We start from the raw sequence: 17,813 nt of genomic DNA on the forward strand, positions 1-17,813 counted from the left end.
CACCGCCTCTCTTTTCATGGAGCCCGCCATGGCACGGATCACCCACGAGCGAGACAAGCTCTCTTTTGCCGGGAAGCTGGCCCGGCTGTCAGCCCGCCTGAGGGACCCGGAGTGGCGCCGCTACGGGTTCGTGCTGGCCTCGGGCAAGCTGCTGGGGCTGGCCACCATCCTCGGCATGATGATCCTCATTCCGCTGCTGCTGAACGGCAGCTCGGTCCGGGCGGACGTCCCGCCCGCGAACCCGCCCGCCGCCGTGGCCACGGCCGCGCCCGCCGCAGCGCCGGTGCCTCCGGCTGCGCCCGCGCCGCCGGTGGTCGTGGCCAAGGACATCGTCAACCCCCTCAACACGGTCTGGACCCTGGTCGCGGCCTTCCTCGTGTTCGGCATGCAGGTGGGCTTCGTCATGCTGGAGGCCGGCTTCTGCCGCTCGCGGGAGACGGTGAACGTGCTGGTGGAGTGCGTCTTCGACACCTGCCTGTGCGGCATCCTCTTCTGGGCCTTCGGCTACGCGTTCATGTTCAGCGAGGGCAACGGCTTCATCGGCACTCACTGGTTCTTTCTCAAGGGCGCCCCGGTGACCTACGGAGCCACCGGCGTGGCCATCCTGGCCCACTGGCTCTTCCAGTTCGCCTTCGCTGACACCTGCTCCACCATCACCTCCGGCGCCATGATCGGGCGCACGGACTTCATCGGCGACATCCTCTACAGCTTCGCGGTTTCGGGCTTCATCTATCCCATCATCGGCCACTGGGTCTGGGGGCCCGACGGCTTCCTCGCCACCATGGGCAGTGCCGGCAAGTTCCTGCCTTCGCTGGGCATGAACTTCCATGACTTCGCCGGCTCGACGGTGGTGCACACCATCGGCGGTGCGGTGGCCCTTGCGGGTGCCGTGGTGCTGGGCCCCCGCCTCGGGCGCAAGTTCAAGCGGGACGGCGGCGGGCCCATGACGCCCCACGACCTCACCATCGCCGTGTGCGGCGGCCTGTTGCTTTGGTTCGGCTGGTACGGCTTCAACCCCGGCAGCACCCTGTCCGCCATGGACTTCGAAGGCATCGGCCGGGTGGCCGCCAACACGACCCTCGCGGCCTGCGCCGCCGGCCTCACGGCGGTGTCCTACATCTACTTCCGCACGGAGAAGTGGGATCCGGGCTCCATCACCAACGGCTTCCTGGCGGGCCTGGTGGCCATCACGGCCCCCTGCTACTGGGTGAGCCCCTTCGGCTCGGTCCTGATCGGGGCCATCGCCGGCGTCATCGTGATCCTGGGCGTGGACCTGCTGGAGTACCTGCGCATCGACGATCCCATCGGCGCGGTCCCGGTGCACATGATGAACGGCATCTGGGGCACCCTCGCCCTCGGCCTCTTCGCCAGTGGGCAGTATTCCGCCATCGGCAGCGATCCCATCTCGCCCGACCTCTCCACCAGGCTCACGGGGCTCTTCTACGGCGGCGGCACCAAGGTCCTGGCCGCCCAGGCCATCGGCAGCGCCATCGTCACCTCCGCCACGCTGGCCGTGTCCTTCGCCGTGATGCTCGCCATCGACGCCAAGGGGCTCCTGCGGCTCCATGAGGACGCCGAGCACGATGGCCTGGACATCCACGAGCACGGCATCTCGGCCTATCCCGAATATGTGATCTCGGCGCTGGCCTCTCCCGCGGGCGCGCCCCTGCGGGTTCCCGTCCACAGCGAGAAGGCCAGCGGAACGCCCACTCCCGTCCCCCAGTCCCTGTAGGAGGAGCCGACCATGAAGATGATTGTCGCCATCATCCGGCCCGACAAGTTCGAGGCCGTCCAGGCCGCCCTGGTGGCCAAGGACATCTACCTGATGACCGTGTCCGACGTGCGGGGCTGCGGCACCCAGAAGGGCTTCGCGGAGCAGTTCCGGGGCAGCAAGATCGGCCTCATCCGCCTGCTTCCCAAGGTGAAGCTGGAGATCGCGGTGAACGAGGAGTTCGTCCAGCCCGCGGTGGAGGCCATCATGGCGGCCGCCAAGTCCGAGCCCAGCCACCTGGGGGACGGGAAGGTCTTCGTCCTGAACCTGGAGGAATGCTACCGGGTGCGGACGGGCGAAACCGGCGGCGCGGCCATCGGGCCGTGAGTGGGGGTGAGTGGTAGGGGGGCGCCTGGAGCCGTTTCTGGTCCGGGCGCCCCCTGACGAGCCACGGCCTCCCGTCGCCCGGGATTCCGATAAGCTGGTCCCATGCCGCTCGATCCTCGCCTCCTCGAGATTCTCTGCTGCCCGGCCTGCCACGGGGACCTCGTGGAGAAACCGGAGGGGCTGCACTGCCAGACCTGCGGGCTGCTCTATCCCATCGAGGACGGCATTCCCGTGATGCTGGTGGACCAGGCCAAGCAGATGGGCGCCAAGAAGGTGCAGCCGTGAGGCTCGACCGCGCCCAGGCCGAGTCGCTGCTCCGCCGCATGGAGGGCCGCAAGGTGGCCGTGCTGGGCGACGTGATGCTGGACGAGTACCTGTTCGGCGAGGTCAGCCGCATCTCGCCCGAGGCGCCCGTGCCCATCGTGCGGGTGGTGCGCGAGCAGGCGGTGCTGGGCGGGGCGGCCAATGTGGCGGCCAACCTCAAGGCGCTGGGGGCGGAACCGCTGCTCATCGGCACGCTCCAGAAGGATGTGGCCGGCGACCGGCTGCTGGGCCTGCTGGGCCGCCTGGGCATCTCCATCTCGGGGCTGGTCCTCGATACGTCCCGGCCCACCATCATCAAGACCCGCGTCGTGGGCCAGCAGCAGCAGATGCTCCGCATCGACCGCGAGGAATCCGGGCCGCCGGAGGCCGCGGTGCTGATGGGCCTGAAGACCCGGCTGGAGCAGGCCCTGGCCGAGGCCTCGGCCCTCATTGTGTCCGACTACGCCAAGGGGGTGGTGAACGCGCCCGTGATGGAGGCGGTGCGGTCCATCTGTGCCGCCAAGGATCTGCCCTGGATCGTGGATCCGAAGCCCGCGCACAAGGCCCTCTACCAGGGCGCGACGCTCATGACGCCCAACACCAAGGAGGCCTCGGAGCTGGCCCAGCGGCCGGCGAAATCCGATGCGGACGTGGCCGACGCCGGCCGGGCCATCCTCGCCGAGCTGGGCCTGCAGGGCCTGCTGGTGACGCGCAGCGAGCGGGGCATGGCCCTCTTCGCGCCGGACAGCGACCACATGGCGCCGTGGATGGTGCCCACGGAGGCCCGGGAGGTCTTCGACGTGAGCGGCGCCGGCGATACGGTCATCGCCGCCTTCAGCGCCGCCATCGCCGCGGGGGCCGATTGGCGCGAGGCCGCCATGCTGGCCAACGCCGCCGCCGGCGTGGTGGTGGCCAAGGTGGGCACGGCCACCGTCACCCCCGCCGAGCTGCTGGCCCACTACCACGATCAGGAAGCGAATTAGTTCCGCAGTTCGATGGCCAGCACGAAGCGGTCGCCCTTGGCGAGGCGCTCTTTCACCTGGGTGAAGTTCAGGTCGAAGGCCTCGGTCTCGCCGGGCTTGATGGTGCCGACCTTGGTGCCGCCGGAGGCCACGCCGAGCAGCCTGCCGTCCCTGTCCAGCACCGCCACGGCGAAGCCCGGGATCTTCGGGTACTTGGCGGTGTTCGTGACCTCCACCTGGGCCCGGGTCCCGAATTCGGCGCCTTTGAGGAGGTTGAAGAAGCCGGGCTCGATGACGCGCCGGTTGAAGAAGATGCTGGTGACCTTCAGGCCGTCCAGGTTCACGGTCAGGGGGATCGTGCGATCCCAGGCGAAGGGGAAGCTCTCGGAATAGTAGGAGAGTGAGGTCTCGGCGGCGGGGGCGGCCGCGGGAGCCTGGACCGGCGCGGTCGGGGCCGGCGCGGGGGTCGGAGTCTGGGCCAGGCAGAGGAGGGCGGCGAGGGCGAGGGTCTGCATGTCAGTTCTTCCCGAAGAGGCCACCGAAGAGGCTCTTCTTCGGAGCGATCTCCAGGATGGGGGAATCGAAGGCGGGAGCCGAGCCGCTGCGGTCGCGCCGCAGGCGCTCGAAGACCGGGCGCAGGCCGGGCACCTTGTGGGCCTCCAACCAGTTCTCGCTGTGCTGCCGCGCGACCAGATGGTGCTCCAGGATGCGGCCTTCTTCGATCCAGGCGGTCAGCTGGGCCATGGTGAGGCCCGGGTAGATCTCCTCGCCGATCTTCAGGCGCAGCCGCTCGGCTCCCGCGTCCTCGAGCGGGGCCGTGGGCTCCATGACCGGGCTGGCCGCAGCCTGCTGCTCCGGCAGGGGAGCCAGCAGGTCCGAGGGCCGCAGGGCCTCGGTGGGCTGCTCCGGGGCTCCGGCCCGAAGGGCGGCCCGGAGGTCCTCCTGGGTCAGGCGCAGCGTGGTGGTGGAAGGGGCATGGAGGTCCTCGGGGTGCAGGCCGGAGGAGGTGGGCTCATCGCCCTCGGGTGCGGCGGAGCCGCCCGGAGTCGCGCCGCCCTTGCCCAGGGTGGCCTCCAGGGCCGACAGCGTGGCCTCCATGTCCATGGAGGAGGGCTCCTTGGGGGCCTTCGGCGCCTGGGGGAGCTCCGGCATGCCGGCGAACAGCTTGCTGATGGCATCCCGGGCGGAGCTGTACGTGCCGGTCAGGGTATCCTCGCCGGCCTCCGGTGGCAGGGGCTTGGCCGCGCCGATGGCGGCGGCGGGGGGCGCCTCGACCGGGGCTTCGGGCATGGGGACTTCAGGCAGGGAGGCTTCGGGCACGGGATGGCCCAGGCCCGAGAGGGTCTTTTCCAGGATTTCCGCGTCGGTGCCCTCCAGATCGCCCAGGGTCAGCGAGGAGGGGACGGCCGGGGCGGGATCGAGGGGAGCGGCCGGCATCTGTTCCAGCGCCGCCGCGACTTCCGTCAGGTCGAAGCGGCCGGTGGCGGCCGCGGCCTCCTCTACTGGCGGAGCGATCGGCGCGAGGCGGCCCAGGGGGAACACCTCACCGCAGGAGAAGCACCGGGCCCGCCGGATGGAGGGCTTCAACCGCTCGGGACGCAGGCGGTAGCGGGTGGAGCAGCTGGGGCAATGGATCGCTTCGGCCACCTGGAACTCCTGGAGTTTCAAGCAGGATAGCACTGCCGCGGGAGGCGGCCAAACCGCAGGGGCCCGGCCCCCGGGTATCCTCATCGGACGGAGGTCGGTTTGCGGGGCGTGTTCATCACCATCGAGGGTGTGGAGGGTTCGGGGAAGTCCACCCAGCTGCTGCGGCTTTCCGAGCGGCTGCGCCACCTCGGCCTGCCCCTGGTGGTCTCCAAGGAGCCCGGTGGCACGGCCCTGGGCCGGGAGCTCCGCCGCCTCCTCCTGGAGCGCCACAGCAGCGGCGAGACCTGGTGCGCGGACGCCGAGCTGCTGCTCTTCTACGCCGACCGGGCCCAGCACCTGGAGACGGTCATCCGGCCCGCCCTGGCCGAGCGGAAGGTGGTGCTGGTGGACCGCTTCGAGGACTCCACGCGCGCCTATCAGGGCGCCAGCGGTGTGTCGGAGGCCACCCTGGACCGCCTCAGCGAGCTGGTGCTGCGGGGGCTGCGCCCGAACCTGACGGTGCTGCTGGACATGGATCCCGAGGTGTCGCTCCAGCGGGTGGAGGTCCGCAACCTGTCCCTGGGGGCCGAGTTCGCCGAGACCCGGTTCGATCAGGCCGCCCTGGAGTTCCACCGCAAGGTGCGAAACCGCTTCCTGGTCCTCGCCCAGACCCATCCCACCCGCGTCGCCATGGTGCCGGCGCGGGATCCGGTGGACCAGGTGGAGGTGGCCATCTGGGCCCGGGTGGCGCCGCTCCTGCGCAGCGCCGGATTCGTGGTGGACTGATGTTCGCCCCGGACCTGGCCGGCCATCACGCCATCCGCCAGCGCCTCCTGGCCCGCCTCCAGGCAGGGCAGATCCGCGGCTCGCTGCTCTTCACGGGGCCCGAGGGCATCGGCAAGCGCCGGGTGGCCCTGGAGCTGGCGCGGCGCGAGCTCTGCTTCCGCCGCAATGCCTGCGGGCAGTGCGAGGGCTGCCGCATGGTGATGGGCGACGACCTGCCCTTCGAGCTGCCCAACCTGCTGCGCATCGTCCCCGAGGGCAAGGCGGGCGTCATCCGCATCGACCAGGTCCGCGAGGGCCTCGATTCAGACCACCAGCCGCGCTTCAGCCGGGGCGTCATCGAGTGGGCCTCCCTGTCACCCCCCGTGGGCTGCCACCGCTGGATCCTGGTGGAGGAGGCCCACCGCCTCCATGAGAACAGCGCCAACCTCCTGCTGAAGACCCTCGAGGAACCGCCCCCGGACACCCACTTCATCCTGGTGACCCATCGCCCCGAGGCCCTGCTCCAGACCATCCGCAGCCGCTGCGAGCGCATCCCCTTCGCGCCCCTCGGGCCGGAGGAGGCCTGGGCCGTCGCCGTCCAGAACGGCTGGACCGAGGCCGACCGCCCCCGCTGGACCGCCCTGGGCGAGGGGGGCCTGCGCTTCCTGGACGAGGCCGCCTTCCGCCGCGCCGAGGCCCAGGTTGAGGCCTGGCTTGCCTTGCTGCAGGGACGCCCCTTCAGCGAAGCGGGCCAGGCCCTGCTGCCCGAGAAGGATTCCCCGCTGGCCCAGAGCGAGCAGCTGCGGCAGCCCCTGGAGCTGCTCCTGCGCCTGCTGGCGGACCTGGCGCGGATCCGCGCGGGCGAGGCCCCGGGCCTGGACCCCTGGCGGGCGGCCCTGGAAGACCTCGCCGCCCAGCCCCGGGACCTGAGGCCGCCCCAGGAAGCCGCCCTGGAGTCCCTGCGCCACCTGCCCCGGAACCTCAGCCCCGAACCCTTGCTGCGGGAAGTGGGGCTGTCCCTTCAGGGCGCGTGACCCCCGTCACGAACGACCCAGGTAGACTTGGTTCAGGAGCCACGACTCCTGAACTGGAGCCCGCCATGTCCGAACCCCTCTACGGCCACGACCTGCTGTCCCTGCTGGTGGAGAAGGGCGGGAGCTGCCGCCTGGAGGAGCTGCGCGCCGCCTCCGTCGCCGCCCACGGCCCCGCGGCCACCTACTGCAACTGCCATGGGGACACCTTCGACTTCGATGGCGTCCTGGCCTTCCTGGGCAGCAAGGGCAAGATCCAGGTGGCTGGGGGTACGGTGACGCTGGGGATGGCCCCCGCTTGCCAGCACTGACCGGCCGGCCGGAGAGGGGCGGTCCCCCCTCGGGAGGGTGGTTGCCCCGGGTTGCTAGGATCTCCCTTTGACCTCTCCCGCGGATCCCATGGAACCTTTCCAGGACGCTCCCATCCAGACCTTCGCTCCCAAGCGCTTCCTGCTGGGGCTGCAGGCCGGGGTCCTGATCCTCAACCTCTTCGTCATCCTCATGGCGGGGATTTCCGTCTACAAGGGCCTCCAGAGCCGCCGGGACCTGGCCATCGCCACGGCCCAGAACCTGAGCCTGGTCCTCGACCGCTATGTGGCGGAGACCTTCAGCAAGGCCGACCTCGCCGTGCTGGCGGTGAAGGAGGAGGTCGAGCGGGTGGGCATGGATTCCGCCCGGGGACGGCAGGACCTGGATGCCTTCATCCGCCGCCAGCATGAGCGGGCTCCGGAGCTGCTGGCCATCCGGACCACCAATGCCGAGGGCGTGGTGGACCACGGGAGCGGCGTGGGGTCGAATGCCAGCGTCAACCTGTCGGATCGCGAGCACTTCATCCGCCTCCGGGACGTTCCCGGGGCCGGCCTGGTGATCTCCAGGCCATTGATGGGGCGGCTCACGGGCACCTGGGTGATCATCCTGGCCCGGCGCATCGAGCGCCCCGATCACAGCTTCGCGGGGATGGCGCATGCGGTCATCCCCCTGGACCAGTTCACCCGGGCCTTTTCGGCCCTGGATGTGGGGCCCCACGGCTCCGTGGCCCTCCGGGACCTGGACATGGGCCTGATCGCCCGCCACCCGGAGCCCGTGAGCGCCGGGACCGCCATCGGCCAGCGGGTCGTCTCCCCGGAGTTCGTGGCCTTCGCCCAGTCCGGCCGGGGTGCCGGCACCTACCGGGCCGTCACGCCCTTCGATCACGTCGAGCGCACCTTCGCCATCCGCCGGGTGTCCGGGCAGCCCTTCTTCATCCTGGTGGGCCTGGCCGACCGGGACTACCTGGCGGACTGGCGGCGGGACGTCGCCCAGGAGGTCATGGAGGTGCTCCTCTTCACCTGCCTGACGCTGGTCGCCTCCTGGATGGTGCACCGGGCCTGGGTCCGGCAGCAGGCGGTCCATGCGCGCCTGGAAGCCCTGCTGGCCGAGGTGAAGACCCTCGGCGGCATGCTCCCCATCTGCAGCCACTGCAAGAAGATCCGGGACGACAAGGGCTACTGGAACCAGATCGAGGCCTACCTGAACGAGCACACCGACGCCGAGTTCACCCACGGCATCTGCCCCGACTGCGCGAAGGAGGTCTTCCCCAGATCCGGGAAGCACACGGCCATCTAGCTCCGCCCTACACTGGTTCCGGGAGCCCCTTATGAGCACGCAGCTGGAGCGGAGTGCCACTTTGGCGAAGCCGAAGCCCGCAGGGCGCGGCACGGGAGGTGCCGCGTGAAGCTGCTGCGCATCAACCACCTGGGCATCGCGACGCCGGGCCTGGACGAGGCCATGGCGCGCATGGCGCGCCTCTTCGACATGGGCTCCGACCACACCGAGGCCGTGCCCGAGCAGAAGGTGGCGACCGCCTTCTTTCCGGTGGGCGAGAGCACCCTGGAGTTCCTGGAGAGCACCGATCCCGAAGGCCCCATCGGCAAGTTCCTGGCGAAGCGCGGCCCCGGCATCCACCACGTCTGCTTCGAAGTGGACGACATCGACGCCGCCGTGGCCGGGCTCCTGGCCAAGGGCGTGCGCATGATCGACCAGGCCCCGAGGAACGGCGCCCACGGCTGCCGCGTGGCCTTCATCCATCCCGCGGAGACCGGCGGGGTGCTGATGGAGCTGAGCCAGCAGGGCTGAGCGTCTCTTCCAGGGCATCCAGGCGTCCCACATCCAGTTCAGTCATGCCGTCTGTCGCCGCGAAGATCATGGGTTGGAACCGGGTACCCCACTGGACCTCATCGGCGGTGTAGGAGGTCCGGGCGTAGATGGTCTGCGAGAAAGTGTCGTCGAAGGCCTTGATGAGGACGATGAACTCGGCCTTGGCGCGGCGCAGATCCTCGGCGGTCATGCCATGCAGGGGGCTCCCCTCGTCGATGGGGTGCACCACGGTCCAGTTGGATGGGAAGAGGTGGATCTTCGAGCGCTCGAGCGGCAGCAGGGTGTACCGGCGCATGCTGGAGCCCGGATCCTCGAAGGACAGGCTCACCGTGGCCTCCACTTCGATGAGCTGGTTGCTGCGCATGTTGACGAGGCGGAACATGAAGCCCGTGATCTGCCGATAGGGGGCCACCACGGCCCTGGTGCTGAAGCGCAGGCAGGCCTGAGGTCGGGAGAATCGCCCATACAGGAGGCCGGTGGCCAGGGCGAAGCTGAGGAGCCCGAGGAGGGACTCCAGGGCCGCCGCGGAGCTGGCGAGGGTCCCCCTGGGGCTGATGTGCCCGTAGCCCACGGTGGTGAGCGTCTGGGCGCTGAAGAAAAACGCATCTTCCAGCCGGCCCGGGAGCGTCTCGCCGCCCGGCCGGGTGAAGTGTTCCATCCCGATGCCGAGGTAGAGCAGGGCGAATACGGCGTTGGTCAGGAGGAAGGCCAGGAACAGGAGCCCCAGGAAGGGGCCCCAGCCCATGGTGATGAGGTGGTGGTAGAGGTCGTAGGCCCGGAAGCGGGGAAGGCCCAGGCGGCGCACGTTGAAGGAGCCGTCCTTGTTGACCCCTCGACCGGCCCTCCCCTGTAGGCCCAGGCCGAGGTCGTCAGGGAGAGAGGGTCCGCGGAAGGGGGAGGCCATGGCGTCCTGCGAAGGAAGGGAAAGCCCAGATTGTAGCGACGGGGGGCCAGACTGCCAGAGGCAGGCCGCGTCTCCTTCTCTCGCGGTCGGCGGGAAGCCGGATCAGCCCACCACGCCCAGGTACCCCAGCCACAGCGCCCGCCCGAAGAACACCACCATGGGCGTGGCCAGGGCCAGGAAGCAGCCGAAGGGCAGCATGGTCTGGCCCCCGGAGCGGCGGGTGAGCATCAGGGGCAGCCCCACGGCGGCGCCCAGGCCCGCGCCCAGGAAGAGGACCCCCAGCATGGGGGCCCAGCCCCAGAAGGCGCCAAGCCAGGCGAGCATCTTGAAGTCGCCCATGCCCAGGCCGTCGGTCTTGCGGATGGCCTTGTAGACCAGGTTCAGCAGGGCTGGCGCCCCATAGCCGATGGCCAGGCCCAGGAGGCTGGCCTGCCAGGTGACCGTGGGTTCGAAGCCGTGGTAGGCCGGGGCGGGCTGGAGGCCGTTGTGGAAGGCCAGGGCCTGGATGAGCGTGTCCCCCCGTCCCCAGGCCTTCACCAGGGTCTCGGGCCAGGCCAGCTGGGGCAGGGCGCAGAGGACGCCCAGGACCATCAGGGGGAACTGGATCGCATCCGGCAGGATCATCTCGGTGAAGTCCGTGAAGAAGAGCACCAGCAGGGCGTAGGCGCAGATCACGGCCTTGAGCCAGATGAGCGTGCCGAAGGGGAAGAGCCAGTGCGCGCCGCCCAGGATCAGGCCGCCCAGCAGCTCCACCAGCGGGTAGCGGAAGGGGATGCGCCAGCCGCAGGCCGCGCACTTCCCCCGCAGCCACAGCCAGCCGAAGAGGGGCACGTTGTGCCAGGGCTTGATCTTCGCCTTGCAGGACGGGCAGTGGCTGGCCTTCGTCACCACGTTGCGATCCTCCGGCGCCTCCTGGGGCAGCCGGTGGATGAGCACGTTGGAGAACGAGCCCAGGAGCAGCCCGAAGGGCGTCAGGAAGAGGCTCAGGATCCAGGGCGGGAGGTCGAGGAACGGCATGGGACAACGATACCGGGGACTTCTTCCGCGTTCGCGGCAGAATGGAAGGGAACGCCCCCAGGAGTCCCCGTGTCCCGTTTGCTGCCCAGCCTCGTCCTCGCTGTCTCCCTGTCCGCCCAGGCGCCCGTCCCGGCGCCCACGCCAGCGGCCACGCCGGTGCCTGTTCCTGCGCCCCTTCCCGCGCCCCTGGCCAAGCCGCGGGTGCAGCTGCTCACCAGCTACGGTCCCATCGTGGTGGAGCTGGAGCCGGAGCTGGCCCCGAAGACCGTGGAGAACTTCCTTCAGTACGTGAAGGATGGCCACTACAAGGGCACCATCTTCCACCGCGTCATCGAGGGGTTCATGGTTCAGGGCGGCGGCCTGCTGGAGAACCTGGAGGAGAAGCCCATGCGGGCGCCCATCCTCAACGAGGCCCCCCAGACCTTCCGGGCCGGCTTGAAGAACACCCGCGGCACCATCGCCATGGCCCGCACGGGGTCGCCCCACAGCGCCACGGCCCAGTTCTACATCAACACCGTGGACAACAAGGCCCTCGACCACCGGGACCTGAGCGAGGAGGGCTACGGCTACTGCGTCTTCGGCCGGGTGGTGGCGGGCATGGACGTGGTGGACAAGATCGAGAAGGTGCGGACCGAATGGCGCAAGGGCCAGTCCGGGGTGCCCCAGTACCCCGTGCGGCTCAAGGACGCCGTACTGCTGCCGCCGCAGTAGGGGCGATGGCGGGCCGTCCTCTCCTCCGTCCCCTTCTGGTCTGGATCTTCGGCGCCCTGGCGCTGGCGCTCTCTGTGTGCCTCTGCTTTCTGCTGGCGCCCTTCCTCGGCGGCCCGGGGGCCTTCTGGCTCGTGGCGCCCCGCTACATCCGCGGCACAGCCCGGGCCTTCGGCATCCGCCGGGAGCTGGAGGGCTGGGAGGCGCTCCCGCCTGATCTCCGCAGCGGCGGACGGCCCGCCGTGTTCATCGGCAACCATACGTCGCTGTTCGATCCGCCCCTGATGATCTCCACGCTGCCCTGCCGCCCGGTGTTTGTGGCCAAGCGGGAGCTGGCGCGGGTCCCCTTCCTGGGGTGGGTGATCTGGCTGGCGGACTTCATCTTCATCGACCGCCGCGACCGGAACGCGGCCCTGGCGAGCCTGGAGGAGGCCGCCGTCCGCATCCGCGCGGGCCAGAGCATCGTGGCCTTTCCCGAGGGCACCCGCAGCCAGGAAGGGTGCCTGCAGCCCTTCAAGAAGGGGGCCTTCGCCCTGGCCTTCGAGGCCGGCGTGCCCGTGGTGCCCCTCGCCATCCACGGCGGTCCGGAGATCCTGCCCAAGGGCGGCTGGCGCGTGCGGGGCGGCCTCTACCGCATCACCATGGGTTCGCCCCTGGAATCCAGCGCCTACCCCGACGCGGAGGCGCTCCGCCTGGCCGCGGAATCAGCGGTGCGCGAGCTCCTGGGGAAGGGCGACGGTCGCTGACCCCAGCGGTGCCGGGCTCAGTTCACGATCTTGATGGGCGGAGGCGGCCCCTGCGGACGCCGGCGGTCCTTGGGGATGAAGATCGCGCCGAGGACCGATGCGATGACGCTGCTCACCAGGGCGCCGAAGAAGCCGGCCCAGAAGCCCGGGACGGTGAACCCGAGGCCGAGCCGCGAGGACAGCGCCCCGGCCAGCCAGAACACCAGGCCGTTGATGACCAGGCTGAAGCAGCCGAAGGAGCAGGCCACGGGGACGAAGGCGATGAGCTTCAGGAGGCTGCCCACGGTGGTGTTCAGGGCGGCCAGGATCACGGCCACGATGAGCAGATCGAGGAAGGTGCCGTGGCCCAGGCCCGGCACGAAGGCGCAGGCCACCAGCAGGCCGACGGCCGAGAAGAGGAAGCGCAGGAGGGTGGTCATGCCGGCATTCCGTCCTTTTCCTTGGCCTGGGTGATGATGCTGCCCGGAGGCACGCTGCGGGTGAGCCACACGTTGCCGCCGATGGCCGAGCCCTTGCCGAGGGTGATGCGGCCCAGCACCGTGGCGTTCGAGTAGATGATCACGTCATCCTCCACCACCGGGTGGCGGGGGACGCCCTTCACGGGGTGGCCCTCCGCATCGAGTGGGAAGCTCTTGGCTCCCAGCGTCACGCCCTGGTAGATCCGCACGTTGCGGCCGATGATGCAGGTCTCGCCGATGACAACGCCGGTCCCGTGGTCGATGAAGAACCGCTCGCCGATCTGGGCGCCGGGGTGGATGTCGATGCCCGTGAGGCTGTGGGCGAGCTCGGTGATCATGCGGGGCAGCAGGGGCACGCCCAGCTTCAGCAGCTCGTGGGCCAGGCGCTGGCTGGTGATGGCCACCATGCCCGGATAGCAGAACAGCACCTCATCGGGACTGGTGGCCGCCGGATCGCCCTCGAAGCCCGCCTGGATATCCGTGGCCAGGAGGCGCCGCACCTCGGGCAGCCGGGCCAGGAAGGCCCGCGCCAGGTCCAGGGAACGCTCGCCGCAGTCGCCGCAGGCCGGATCGGAGGCCATCATCCCCCGCTGGATCTGGTCGCAGAGCCCGTGGAGCACCCGGTCCATGCGGGCGCCCAGGTGGTAGCGCAGAGTCTCGGCCTTCAGCTCGGAGGCGCCGAAGTAGCCCGGGAAGAGCAGGGCGCGCAGCTCTTCCACCAGGGCGGCCAGGGCCGTGCGTGAGGGGAACTCCCGCCGGCCCAGGGGCATCTCCGTGAGCGCCGAGGAGGCTTCGGCCAGAGCCTCGACCACGGCGTGGAGGTCGGGCCGTGGCTCCGGGTGTCGCTTGCTGGGCATGGGGACTCCAGGATCCATCCGGACCGCGGAGGGCCGGATGGACTAGGATGCCGCAGAATCACTCCCGCACGTAGTGGCAGGTGTAGCCGCCGGGGTGCTTGATCAGGTAGTCCTGGTGATATTCCTCGGCCGTCCACCACGGCCCGGCCGCGGTGATCTCGGTGACGACGGGCCGCTTCCACTTGCCGCTGGCGTCCACCTCGGCCTTCACGCGCTCGGCGGTCTGCCGCTGGGCCTCGCTGTGGGTGAAGATCGCGCTGCGGTACGAGGTGCCCACGTCGTTGCCCTGGCGGTTCAGGGTGGTGGGGTCGTGCATGCGGAAGAAGAAGCGCAGCAGGGCCTCGAAGCTGGTCTTGGTGGGGTCGAAGCGGATCTGCACAGCCTCGGCGTGGCCCTCGTGGTGCTCGTAGGTGGCGTTGGGCACGGTGCCCCCGGTGTAGCCCACCTCGATGCCGAGGACGCCGGGCTGCTTGCGGAGGAGGTCCTCCATGCCCCAGAAGCAGCCGCCGGCGAGGGTGGCGATCTCCTCCTTGGCCACCGGCGCCGCCTTGGCCGTCCGGCCGAACAGGGGCAGGAAGCGGCCCAGGCCCTCCTTCTCCAGGTCATCCACGGGCACGAAGCGGAGGGAGGCCGAGTTGATGCAGTAGCGCAGGCCGCCCTGGTCACGGGGGCCGTCATCGAAGACATGGCCCAGGTGGGAGTCGGCGCCCTTGGATCGCACCTCGGTGCGGATCATGCCATGGGAGATGTCGCGGTGCTCGACCACCTCCTCGGCCGCCAGGGGCTTCGTGAAGCTGGGCCAGCCGCAGCCCGAATCGAACTTGTCCTTGGACGAGAAGAGCGGCTTACCGCTCACCACGTCCACATAGATCCCGTCCCGGTGGTCGTTCCAGAACTCGTTCTGGAAGGGGGGCTCGGTGCCGGCCTCCTGCGTGACGCGGTACTGCATGGGCGTGAGCTTCTTCTTGAGGGCGTCAGGGCTGGGCTTGTCGGGCGCGGTCACATTCACCTCTCGATCGGTCGGGGTAGGAGGATGCCCCGGGTGGGGGAGGGCCAGGGCCGCGCCCGCCAGCGCCACTGCTGCGGCCACCGCCAACCAGATGCTCCGCCTCCGCATGGGTCCTCCGGATGCAGGTTGGATGCCGCCAGGTGCCCGGGCGTTTCCGGCTGAGGGACAATGGGCCCCTTGGGGGGCTTCCATGCGGTTCATCTTCGAGCAGATCCGGGTCGGGGGCGATCGCAACTTCGGCTATCTCCTGGGGGACCGGGAAGCGGGCGTGGGCGTGCTCATCGATCCCTCGTACACCCCCGAGACGGTGGTGGAGCGGGCCCGGGCCCAGGGGCTGCGGATCACCCACATCCTCAACACCCACGGCCACGCCGACCACGCCAACGGCAACGAGGGGGCCAAGGCGCTGACCGGGGCGCTGGTGGCGGGAGGCCCGGGGCACCCCGGGCCCACCGACCTCACGCTCAAAGATGGGGACCGGGTTCCCTTCGGCGCGTATTCGCTCCGGGTGTGGCACGTCCCCGGTCACTACCACGACCACCTGGCCTTCCTGGTGGAGGGCGAGGGCGCCGGCTTCACCGGGGACCTGCTCTTCGTGGGTAAGGTGGGCGGTACCCAGACCGAGGCCGACGGCCGCACGGAGTGGGACAGCCTCCAGCGCCTGCTGCGGGAGTGGCCGCCCCACACCACCCTCTGGCCCGGCCACGACTACGGCGCCCGCCCCAGCTCCACCATCGAATGGGAACGGTGCTACAACCCGTTCCTCCTGTGCCCTGATGTGGAGGCTTTCCTCAAGGCCAAGGGCGAGTGGGCGGGGTTCAAGGCGAACCACGGGCTGCGCTGAGCGCTGGACCCGATCGCCATCTAATTTGAAGGACTTCTTCTCCATTTTGATGGAATCCGCCGGAACGGCAGGCCCAATATGGCTATGTAAGTTATTAATATAAATAAATTTAAGTTGTGGCCTGGAATGTGCACCTCAGAGCCATGGTTGGCGGGTCGGACCTCACGGTCCGGGCCCTCGATCTGCCGTCGCCCCATTCCCCTTCCTGCTTAAGGAGCAGCCATGAATGACTTCAAGCGTTTCGCCCCGGGTGCCTTGACGGTGCTGGTGGCTGTCGGCTTCACAGCCTGCCAGCCCAAGGCCAGTGATGCCACCGTCCAGGCCCAGGTCGCCGCCCAGCTGCAGGCCAAGGCCGCCGAGGACCGGGTGGCCATGCTGGAACAGCAGGTGGCCGACATGAAGGCCGGCAAGAACCGCGCGTCCGGCGACCAGGAAGCCATCAACCAGGTGTCCCTGGCGCACATGCGCGCCCTGGACCGGCAGCTGGCGGACGCCCGGCAGCGGGCTGCAGAGCGCCGCAAGGACGCGGCCACCTTGGCCTCGACTCCGGTCGCCCAATTGCCACGGGTGACCATCGTGGAGGTTCCCAGCGGCACCCGCATCACCGTCAGGATGGGCGCTGAGCTGGCCACGGATCGGGACCAGGCCGGAGATCCCTGGTCCGGGACCCTGTCCGAGGACGTGATGGTGGGGAACACCGTGGTCTGGCCTGCGGGCACCAATGTCAGTGGTGTCGTGGCGCAGAGCACCCCCGCGGGGCGCCTGTCCAGCGGCAATGGTGGGCTGGGCATCCGCTTGACCACAGTGGGCCACAACGGCGTGGATGCCGGAACCTACATGGTGGTGGGCGACACCCGCGGCAAGCGTGACGCCAAGTTCATCGGCGGCACCGCGGCCCTGGGCGCCCTGGTGGGCGTCCTCACCGACAAGAACCACCAGGGTGATCACGCCCTGGGTGGGGCGGCGGCAGGCGCCCTCGCCGGAACCGCGCTTGCGGCCGGTACCGCCGACACCGTGATCCGCATCCCCTCCTCCCAGCTCGTCACCTTTTCCCTGACCGCCCCCGAGCCGGTCTCCGTCAAGTGACTGGCGCATTGTCCAGGAGATGAGAACCATGGTTGCGACCAGGAAGACCATCCAGATCAAGAAGTCCCATGAGGGGCGGCTCCACAAGGACCTGAACCTCCCCATGGGCCAGCCCATCGAGGCCGCCAAGCTGGAAGAGGCCCTGCATTCCAGCGACCCCGTCGTGCGGAAGCGGGGCCAGTTCGCGAAGAATGCCCACCATTTCCATCACCCCAAAAAGGGTCAGTAGATCAGCGCAGAGGCCGCCAGGAGGGGCTTTATGATTCAGGGAGGCCTGGTGGGCTGCCCTGAAAGGATTGGCGCTGTGAACCTGTTCGACGTGCCCAGCGAAGCACACACCGCCGCGGTCGATGCCGCCATCACCAGCCGCCGCTCCATGCGTGCCTTCCTGCCGACGCCCGTGCCGCGCGAAACCGTAGAGGCCATCCTGCGCGTGGCTTCGCGGGCCCCCTCGGGCACCAACATCCAGCCCTGGCAGGTCCATGTGCTGACTGGCGCCGCCAAGGAGCGGCTCTGCGACCGCATCCTCGCGATCTACGAGGATCCCGACGAGCTGGCCCGCCACGAGCGGGAGTACGAGTACTACCCGAAGGAGTGGGTCTCGCCCTACCTCGACCGGCGCCGCAAGGTGGGTTGGGACCTCTACGGCCTCCTGGGCATCGCCAAGACCGACAAGGCAGGCATGCACGCCCAGCATGGCCGCAACTTCCGGTTCTTCGACGCCCCTGTGGGCCTGATCTTCAGCATCGACCGCCGGATGCAGATGGGCAGCTGGCTTGATTACGGCATGTTCCTCCAGAACCTCATGGTGGCGGCCCGGGCCCGGGGCCTGCACACCTGCCCCCAGGCCGCCTTCATCCAGTTCCACCGCGTCATCGCCGAGGAGCTGGCCTTCCAGCCCGGGCAGATGCTGGTCTGCGGCATGGCCCTGGGCTACGCCGACCCGGCGTCTGTGGAGAACAGCCTGGAGACCGAGCGCGCTCCCGTCGCTGAGTTCACGCGATTCCTCGAGGATTAGCCCGGGGCCCTCAGCCCCCACCCACCAGGGGGAAGAGGGCCAGGGTGTCGCGCTCGCTCAGCGGATGATCCAGGGGAGCGTGCTGGCCGTTGACCATGACGATGCCCATCTCGCCCAGCCGGAAGCCCAGCCCGAGGATGACCTCGCGGCAGGCCACGCCGGGCGGGAACTGATGGTCGGCCTCCTTGAACCGGCCGTGCCGGAAGTGGGCGAAGAGCTTGATGGTGACGGTGATCGGCGCCATC

23 protein-coding genes are annotated in these 17,813 nt (G+C 69.6%); 15 read left to right on the plus strand and 8 right to left on the minus strand.

The annotated features are described in order from the left end of the window. The first annotated feature begins 28 nt into the window (after nt 1-28). From QSJ30_RS01110 to rfaE1, 4 genes are all read left to right on the plus strand, one after another. Entirely contained in the window at nt 29-1,732 is a 1,704-nt protein-coding gene (locus QSJ30_RS01110; protein ID WP_285605939.1) for an ammonium transporter, read from the plus strand. A gap of 12 nt (nt 1,733-1,744) precedes the next feature. After that, entirely contained in the window at nt 1,745-2,098 is a 354-nt protein-coding gene (locus QSJ30_RS01115) for a P-II family nitrogen regulator (RefSeq protein ID WP_285605940.1), read from the plus strand. A gap of 102 nt (nt 2,099-2,200) precedes the next feature. Continuing rightward, complete coding sequence (locus QSJ30_RS01120; RefSeq protein WP_285605941.1) at nt 2,201-2,383, plus strand: Trm112 family protein; 183 nt, start codon at nt 2,201-2,203, stop codon at nt 2,381-2,383. Beyond that, entirely contained in the window at nt 2,380-3,384 is a 1,005-nt protein-coding gene (gene rfaE1, locus QSJ30_RS01125; RefSeq protein ID WP_285605942.1) for a D-glycero-beta-D-manno-heptose-7-phosphate kinase, read from the plus strand. Before QSJ30_RS01120 ends, rfaE1 begins: the two co-directional genes overlap by 4 nt. Here rfaE1 and QSJ30_RS01130 read toward each other — a convergent pair. Next, nucleotides 3,381-3,878, minus strand: a complete 498-nt coding sequence (locus QSJ30_RS01130) for a hypothetical protein (protein ID WP_285605943.1) — start codon at nt 3,876-3,878, stop codon at nt 3,381-3,383. The genes rfaE1 and QSJ30_RS01130 overlap by 4 nt on opposite strands. Before the next feature lies 1 nt (nt 3,879). Further along, the gene (locus QSJ30_RS01135) at nt 3,880-5,010 is read right to left on the minus strand and encodes a zinc-ribbon domain-containing protein (protein ID WP_285605944.1); all 1,131 of its coding nucleotides are present in this window, start codon (nt 5,008-5,010) and stop codon (nt 3,880-3,882) included. A gap of 108 nt (nt 5,011-5,118) precedes the next feature. On the opposite strand from QSJ30_RS01135, the gene tmk reads away from it, so the two are divergent. The 5 genes from tmk to mce all read left to right on the plus strand — a co-directional run bounded on the left by tmk (nt 5,119) and on the right by mce (nt 8,900). Then, on the plus strand, nt 5,119-5,775 hold the full coding sequence (gene tmk / locus QSJ30_RS01140; protein WP_285605945.1) for a dTMP kinase: 657 nt from the start codon (nt 5,119-5,121) through the stop codon (nt 5,773-5,775). Next, entirely contained in the window at nt 5,775-6,788 is a 1,014-nt protein-coding gene (locus tag QSJ30_RS01145; RefSeq protein WP_285605946.1) for a hypothetical protein, read from the plus strand. The genes tmk and QSJ30_RS01145 overlap by 1 nt, the downstream gene beginning before the upstream one ends. Before the next feature lie 65 nt (nt 6,789-6,853). Beyond that, nucleotides 6,854-7,096 carry a DUF2492 family protein gene (locus QSJ30_RS01150; RefSeq protein ID WP_285605947.1) on the plus strand — a complete coding sequence of 81 codons (243 nt, stop codon included), beginning with the start codon at nt 6,854-6,856 and terminating at the stop codon, nt 7,094-7,096. Nucleotides 7,097-7,184: 88 nt separating this feature from the next. Further along, nucleotides 7,185-8,390: a PDC sensor domain-containing protein gene (locus tag QSJ30_RS01155; RefSeq protein WP_285605948.1), complete on the plus strand. Its 1,206-nt coding sequence runs from the start codon at nt 7,185-7,187 to the stop codon at nt 8,388-8,390. A 105-nt stretch (nt 8,391-8,495) separates the two neighbouring features. Beyond that, the gene (gene mce / locus QSJ30_RS01160) at nt 8,496-8,900 is read left to right on the plus strand and encodes a methylmalonyl-CoA epimerase (RefSeq protein ID WP_285605949.1); all 405 of its coding nucleotides are present in this window, start codon (nt 8,496-8,498) and stop codon (nt 8,898-8,900) included. Here mce and QSJ30_RS01165 read toward each other — a convergent pair. Both QSJ30_RS01165 and QSJ30_RS01170 read right to left on the minus strand, forming a co-directional pair. Next, entirely contained in the window at nt 8,845-9,825 is a 981-nt protein-coding gene (locus QSJ30_RS01165; RefSeq protein WP_285605950.1) for an ion channel, read from the minus strand. The two genes, mce and QSJ30_RS01165, sit on opposite strands and share 56 nt — an antisense overlap. Before the next feature lie 102 nt (nt 9,826-9,927). Then, nucleotides 9,928-10,842, minus strand: a complete 915-nt coding sequence (locus tag QSJ30_RS01170; protein ID WP_285605951.1) for a prepilin peptidase — start codon at nt 10,840-10,842, stop codon at nt 9,928-9,930. 108 nt (nt 10,843-10,950) lie between these two features. Here QSJ30_RS01170 and QSJ30_RS01175 point away from each other — a divergent pair, with 108 nt between their 5' ends. After that, nucleotides 10,951-11,553 (plus strand): peptidylprolyl isomerase, encoded by a 603-nt coding sequence (locus QSJ30_RS01175; protein ID WP_420798764.1) that lies wholly within the window; start codon nt 10,951-10,953, stop codon nt 11,551-11,553. A 5-nt stretch (nt 11,554-11,558) separates the two neighbouring features. Next, nucleotides 11,559-12,296: a lysophospholipid acyltransferase family protein gene (locus QSJ30_RS01180; protein ID WP_285605953.1), complete on the plus strand. Its 738-nt coding sequence runs from the start codon at nt 11,559-11,561 to the stop codon at nt 12,294-12,296. A 17-nt stretch (nt 12,297-12,313) separates the two neighbouring features. Here the strand turns inward: QSJ30_RS01180 and QSJ30_RS01185 are convergent, their stop codons facing one another. From QSJ30_RS01185 to QSJ30_RS01195, 3 genes are read right to left on the minus strand one after another with little or no spacing between them, the layout of a single operon-like run. Next, entirely contained in the window at nt 12,314-12,715 is a 402-nt protein-coding gene (locus QSJ30_RS01185) for a phage holin family protein (RefSeq protein ID WP_285605954.1), read from the minus strand. Then, the gene (gene epsC / locus QSJ30_RS01190; RefSeq protein WP_420798754.1) at nt 12,712-13,629 is read right to left on the minus strand and encodes a serine O-acetyltransferase EpsC; all 918 of its coding nucleotides are present in this window, start codon (nt 13,627-13,629) and stop codon (nt 12,712-12,714) included. Before epsC ends, QSJ30_RS01185 begins: the two co-directional genes overlap by 4 nt. A gap of 40 nt (nt 13,630-13,669) precedes the next feature. Continuing rightward, nucleotides 13,670-14,728: a bifunctional methionine sulfoxide reductase B/A protein gene (locus QSJ30_RS01195; RefSeq protein WP_285605956.1), complete on the minus strand. Its 1,059-nt coding sequence runs from the start codon at nt 14,726-14,728 to the stop codon at nt 13,670-13,672. Between the two features lie 82 nt (nt 14,729-14,810). On the opposite strand from QSJ30_RS01195, the gene QSJ30_RS01200 reads away from it, so the two are divergent. The 4 genes from QSJ30_RS01200 to QSJ30_RS01215 all read left to right on the plus strand — a co-directional run bounded on the left by QSJ30_RS01200 (nt 14,811) and on the right by QSJ30_RS01215 (nt 17,568). Continuing rightward, complete coding sequence (locus QSJ30_RS01200) at nt 14,811-15,464, plus strand: hydroxyacylglutathione hydrolase family protein (protein ID WP_285605957.1); 654 nt, start codon at nt 14,811-14,813, stop codon at nt 15,462-15,464. 222 nt (nt 15,465-15,686) lie between these two features. Continuing rightward, on the plus strand, nt 15,687-16,550 hold the full coding sequence (locus QSJ30_RS01205; protein WP_285605958.1) for a hypothetical protein: 864 nt from the start codon (nt 15,687-15,689) through the stop codon (nt 16,548-16,550). Between the two features lie 28 nt (nt 16,551-16,578). Next, nucleotides 16,579-16,779 (plus strand): hypothetical protein, encoded by a 201-nt coding sequence (locus tag QSJ30_RS01210; protein ID WP_285605959.1) that lies wholly within the window; start codon nt 16,579-16,581, stop codon nt 16,777-16,779. A 75-nt stretch (nt 16,780-16,854) separates the two neighbouring features. Further along, complete coding sequence (locus QSJ30_RS01215; RefSeq protein ID WP_285605960.1) at nt 16,855-17,568, plus strand: nitroreductase; 714 nt, start codon at nt 16,855-16,857, stop codon at nt 17,566-17,568. 10 nt (nt 17,569-17,578) lie between these two features. On the opposite strand, the gene QSJ30_RS01220 is transcribed toward QSJ30_RS01215, so the two are convergent. Beyond that, nucleotides 17,579-17,812, minus strand: a complete 234-nt coding sequence (locus QSJ30_RS01220) for a MoaD/ThiS family protein (protein ID WP_243303642.1) — start codon at nt 17,810-17,812, stop codon at nt 17,579-17,581. Between the last annotated feature and the right edge of the window lies 1 nt (nt 17,813).

Origin of the sequence: Geothrix edaphica (genome assembly GCF_030268045.1) — a bacterium.
GTDB classification, from domain to species: domain Bacteria; phylum Acidobacteriota; class Holophagae; order Holophagales; family Holophagaceae; genus Geothrix; species Geothrix edaphica.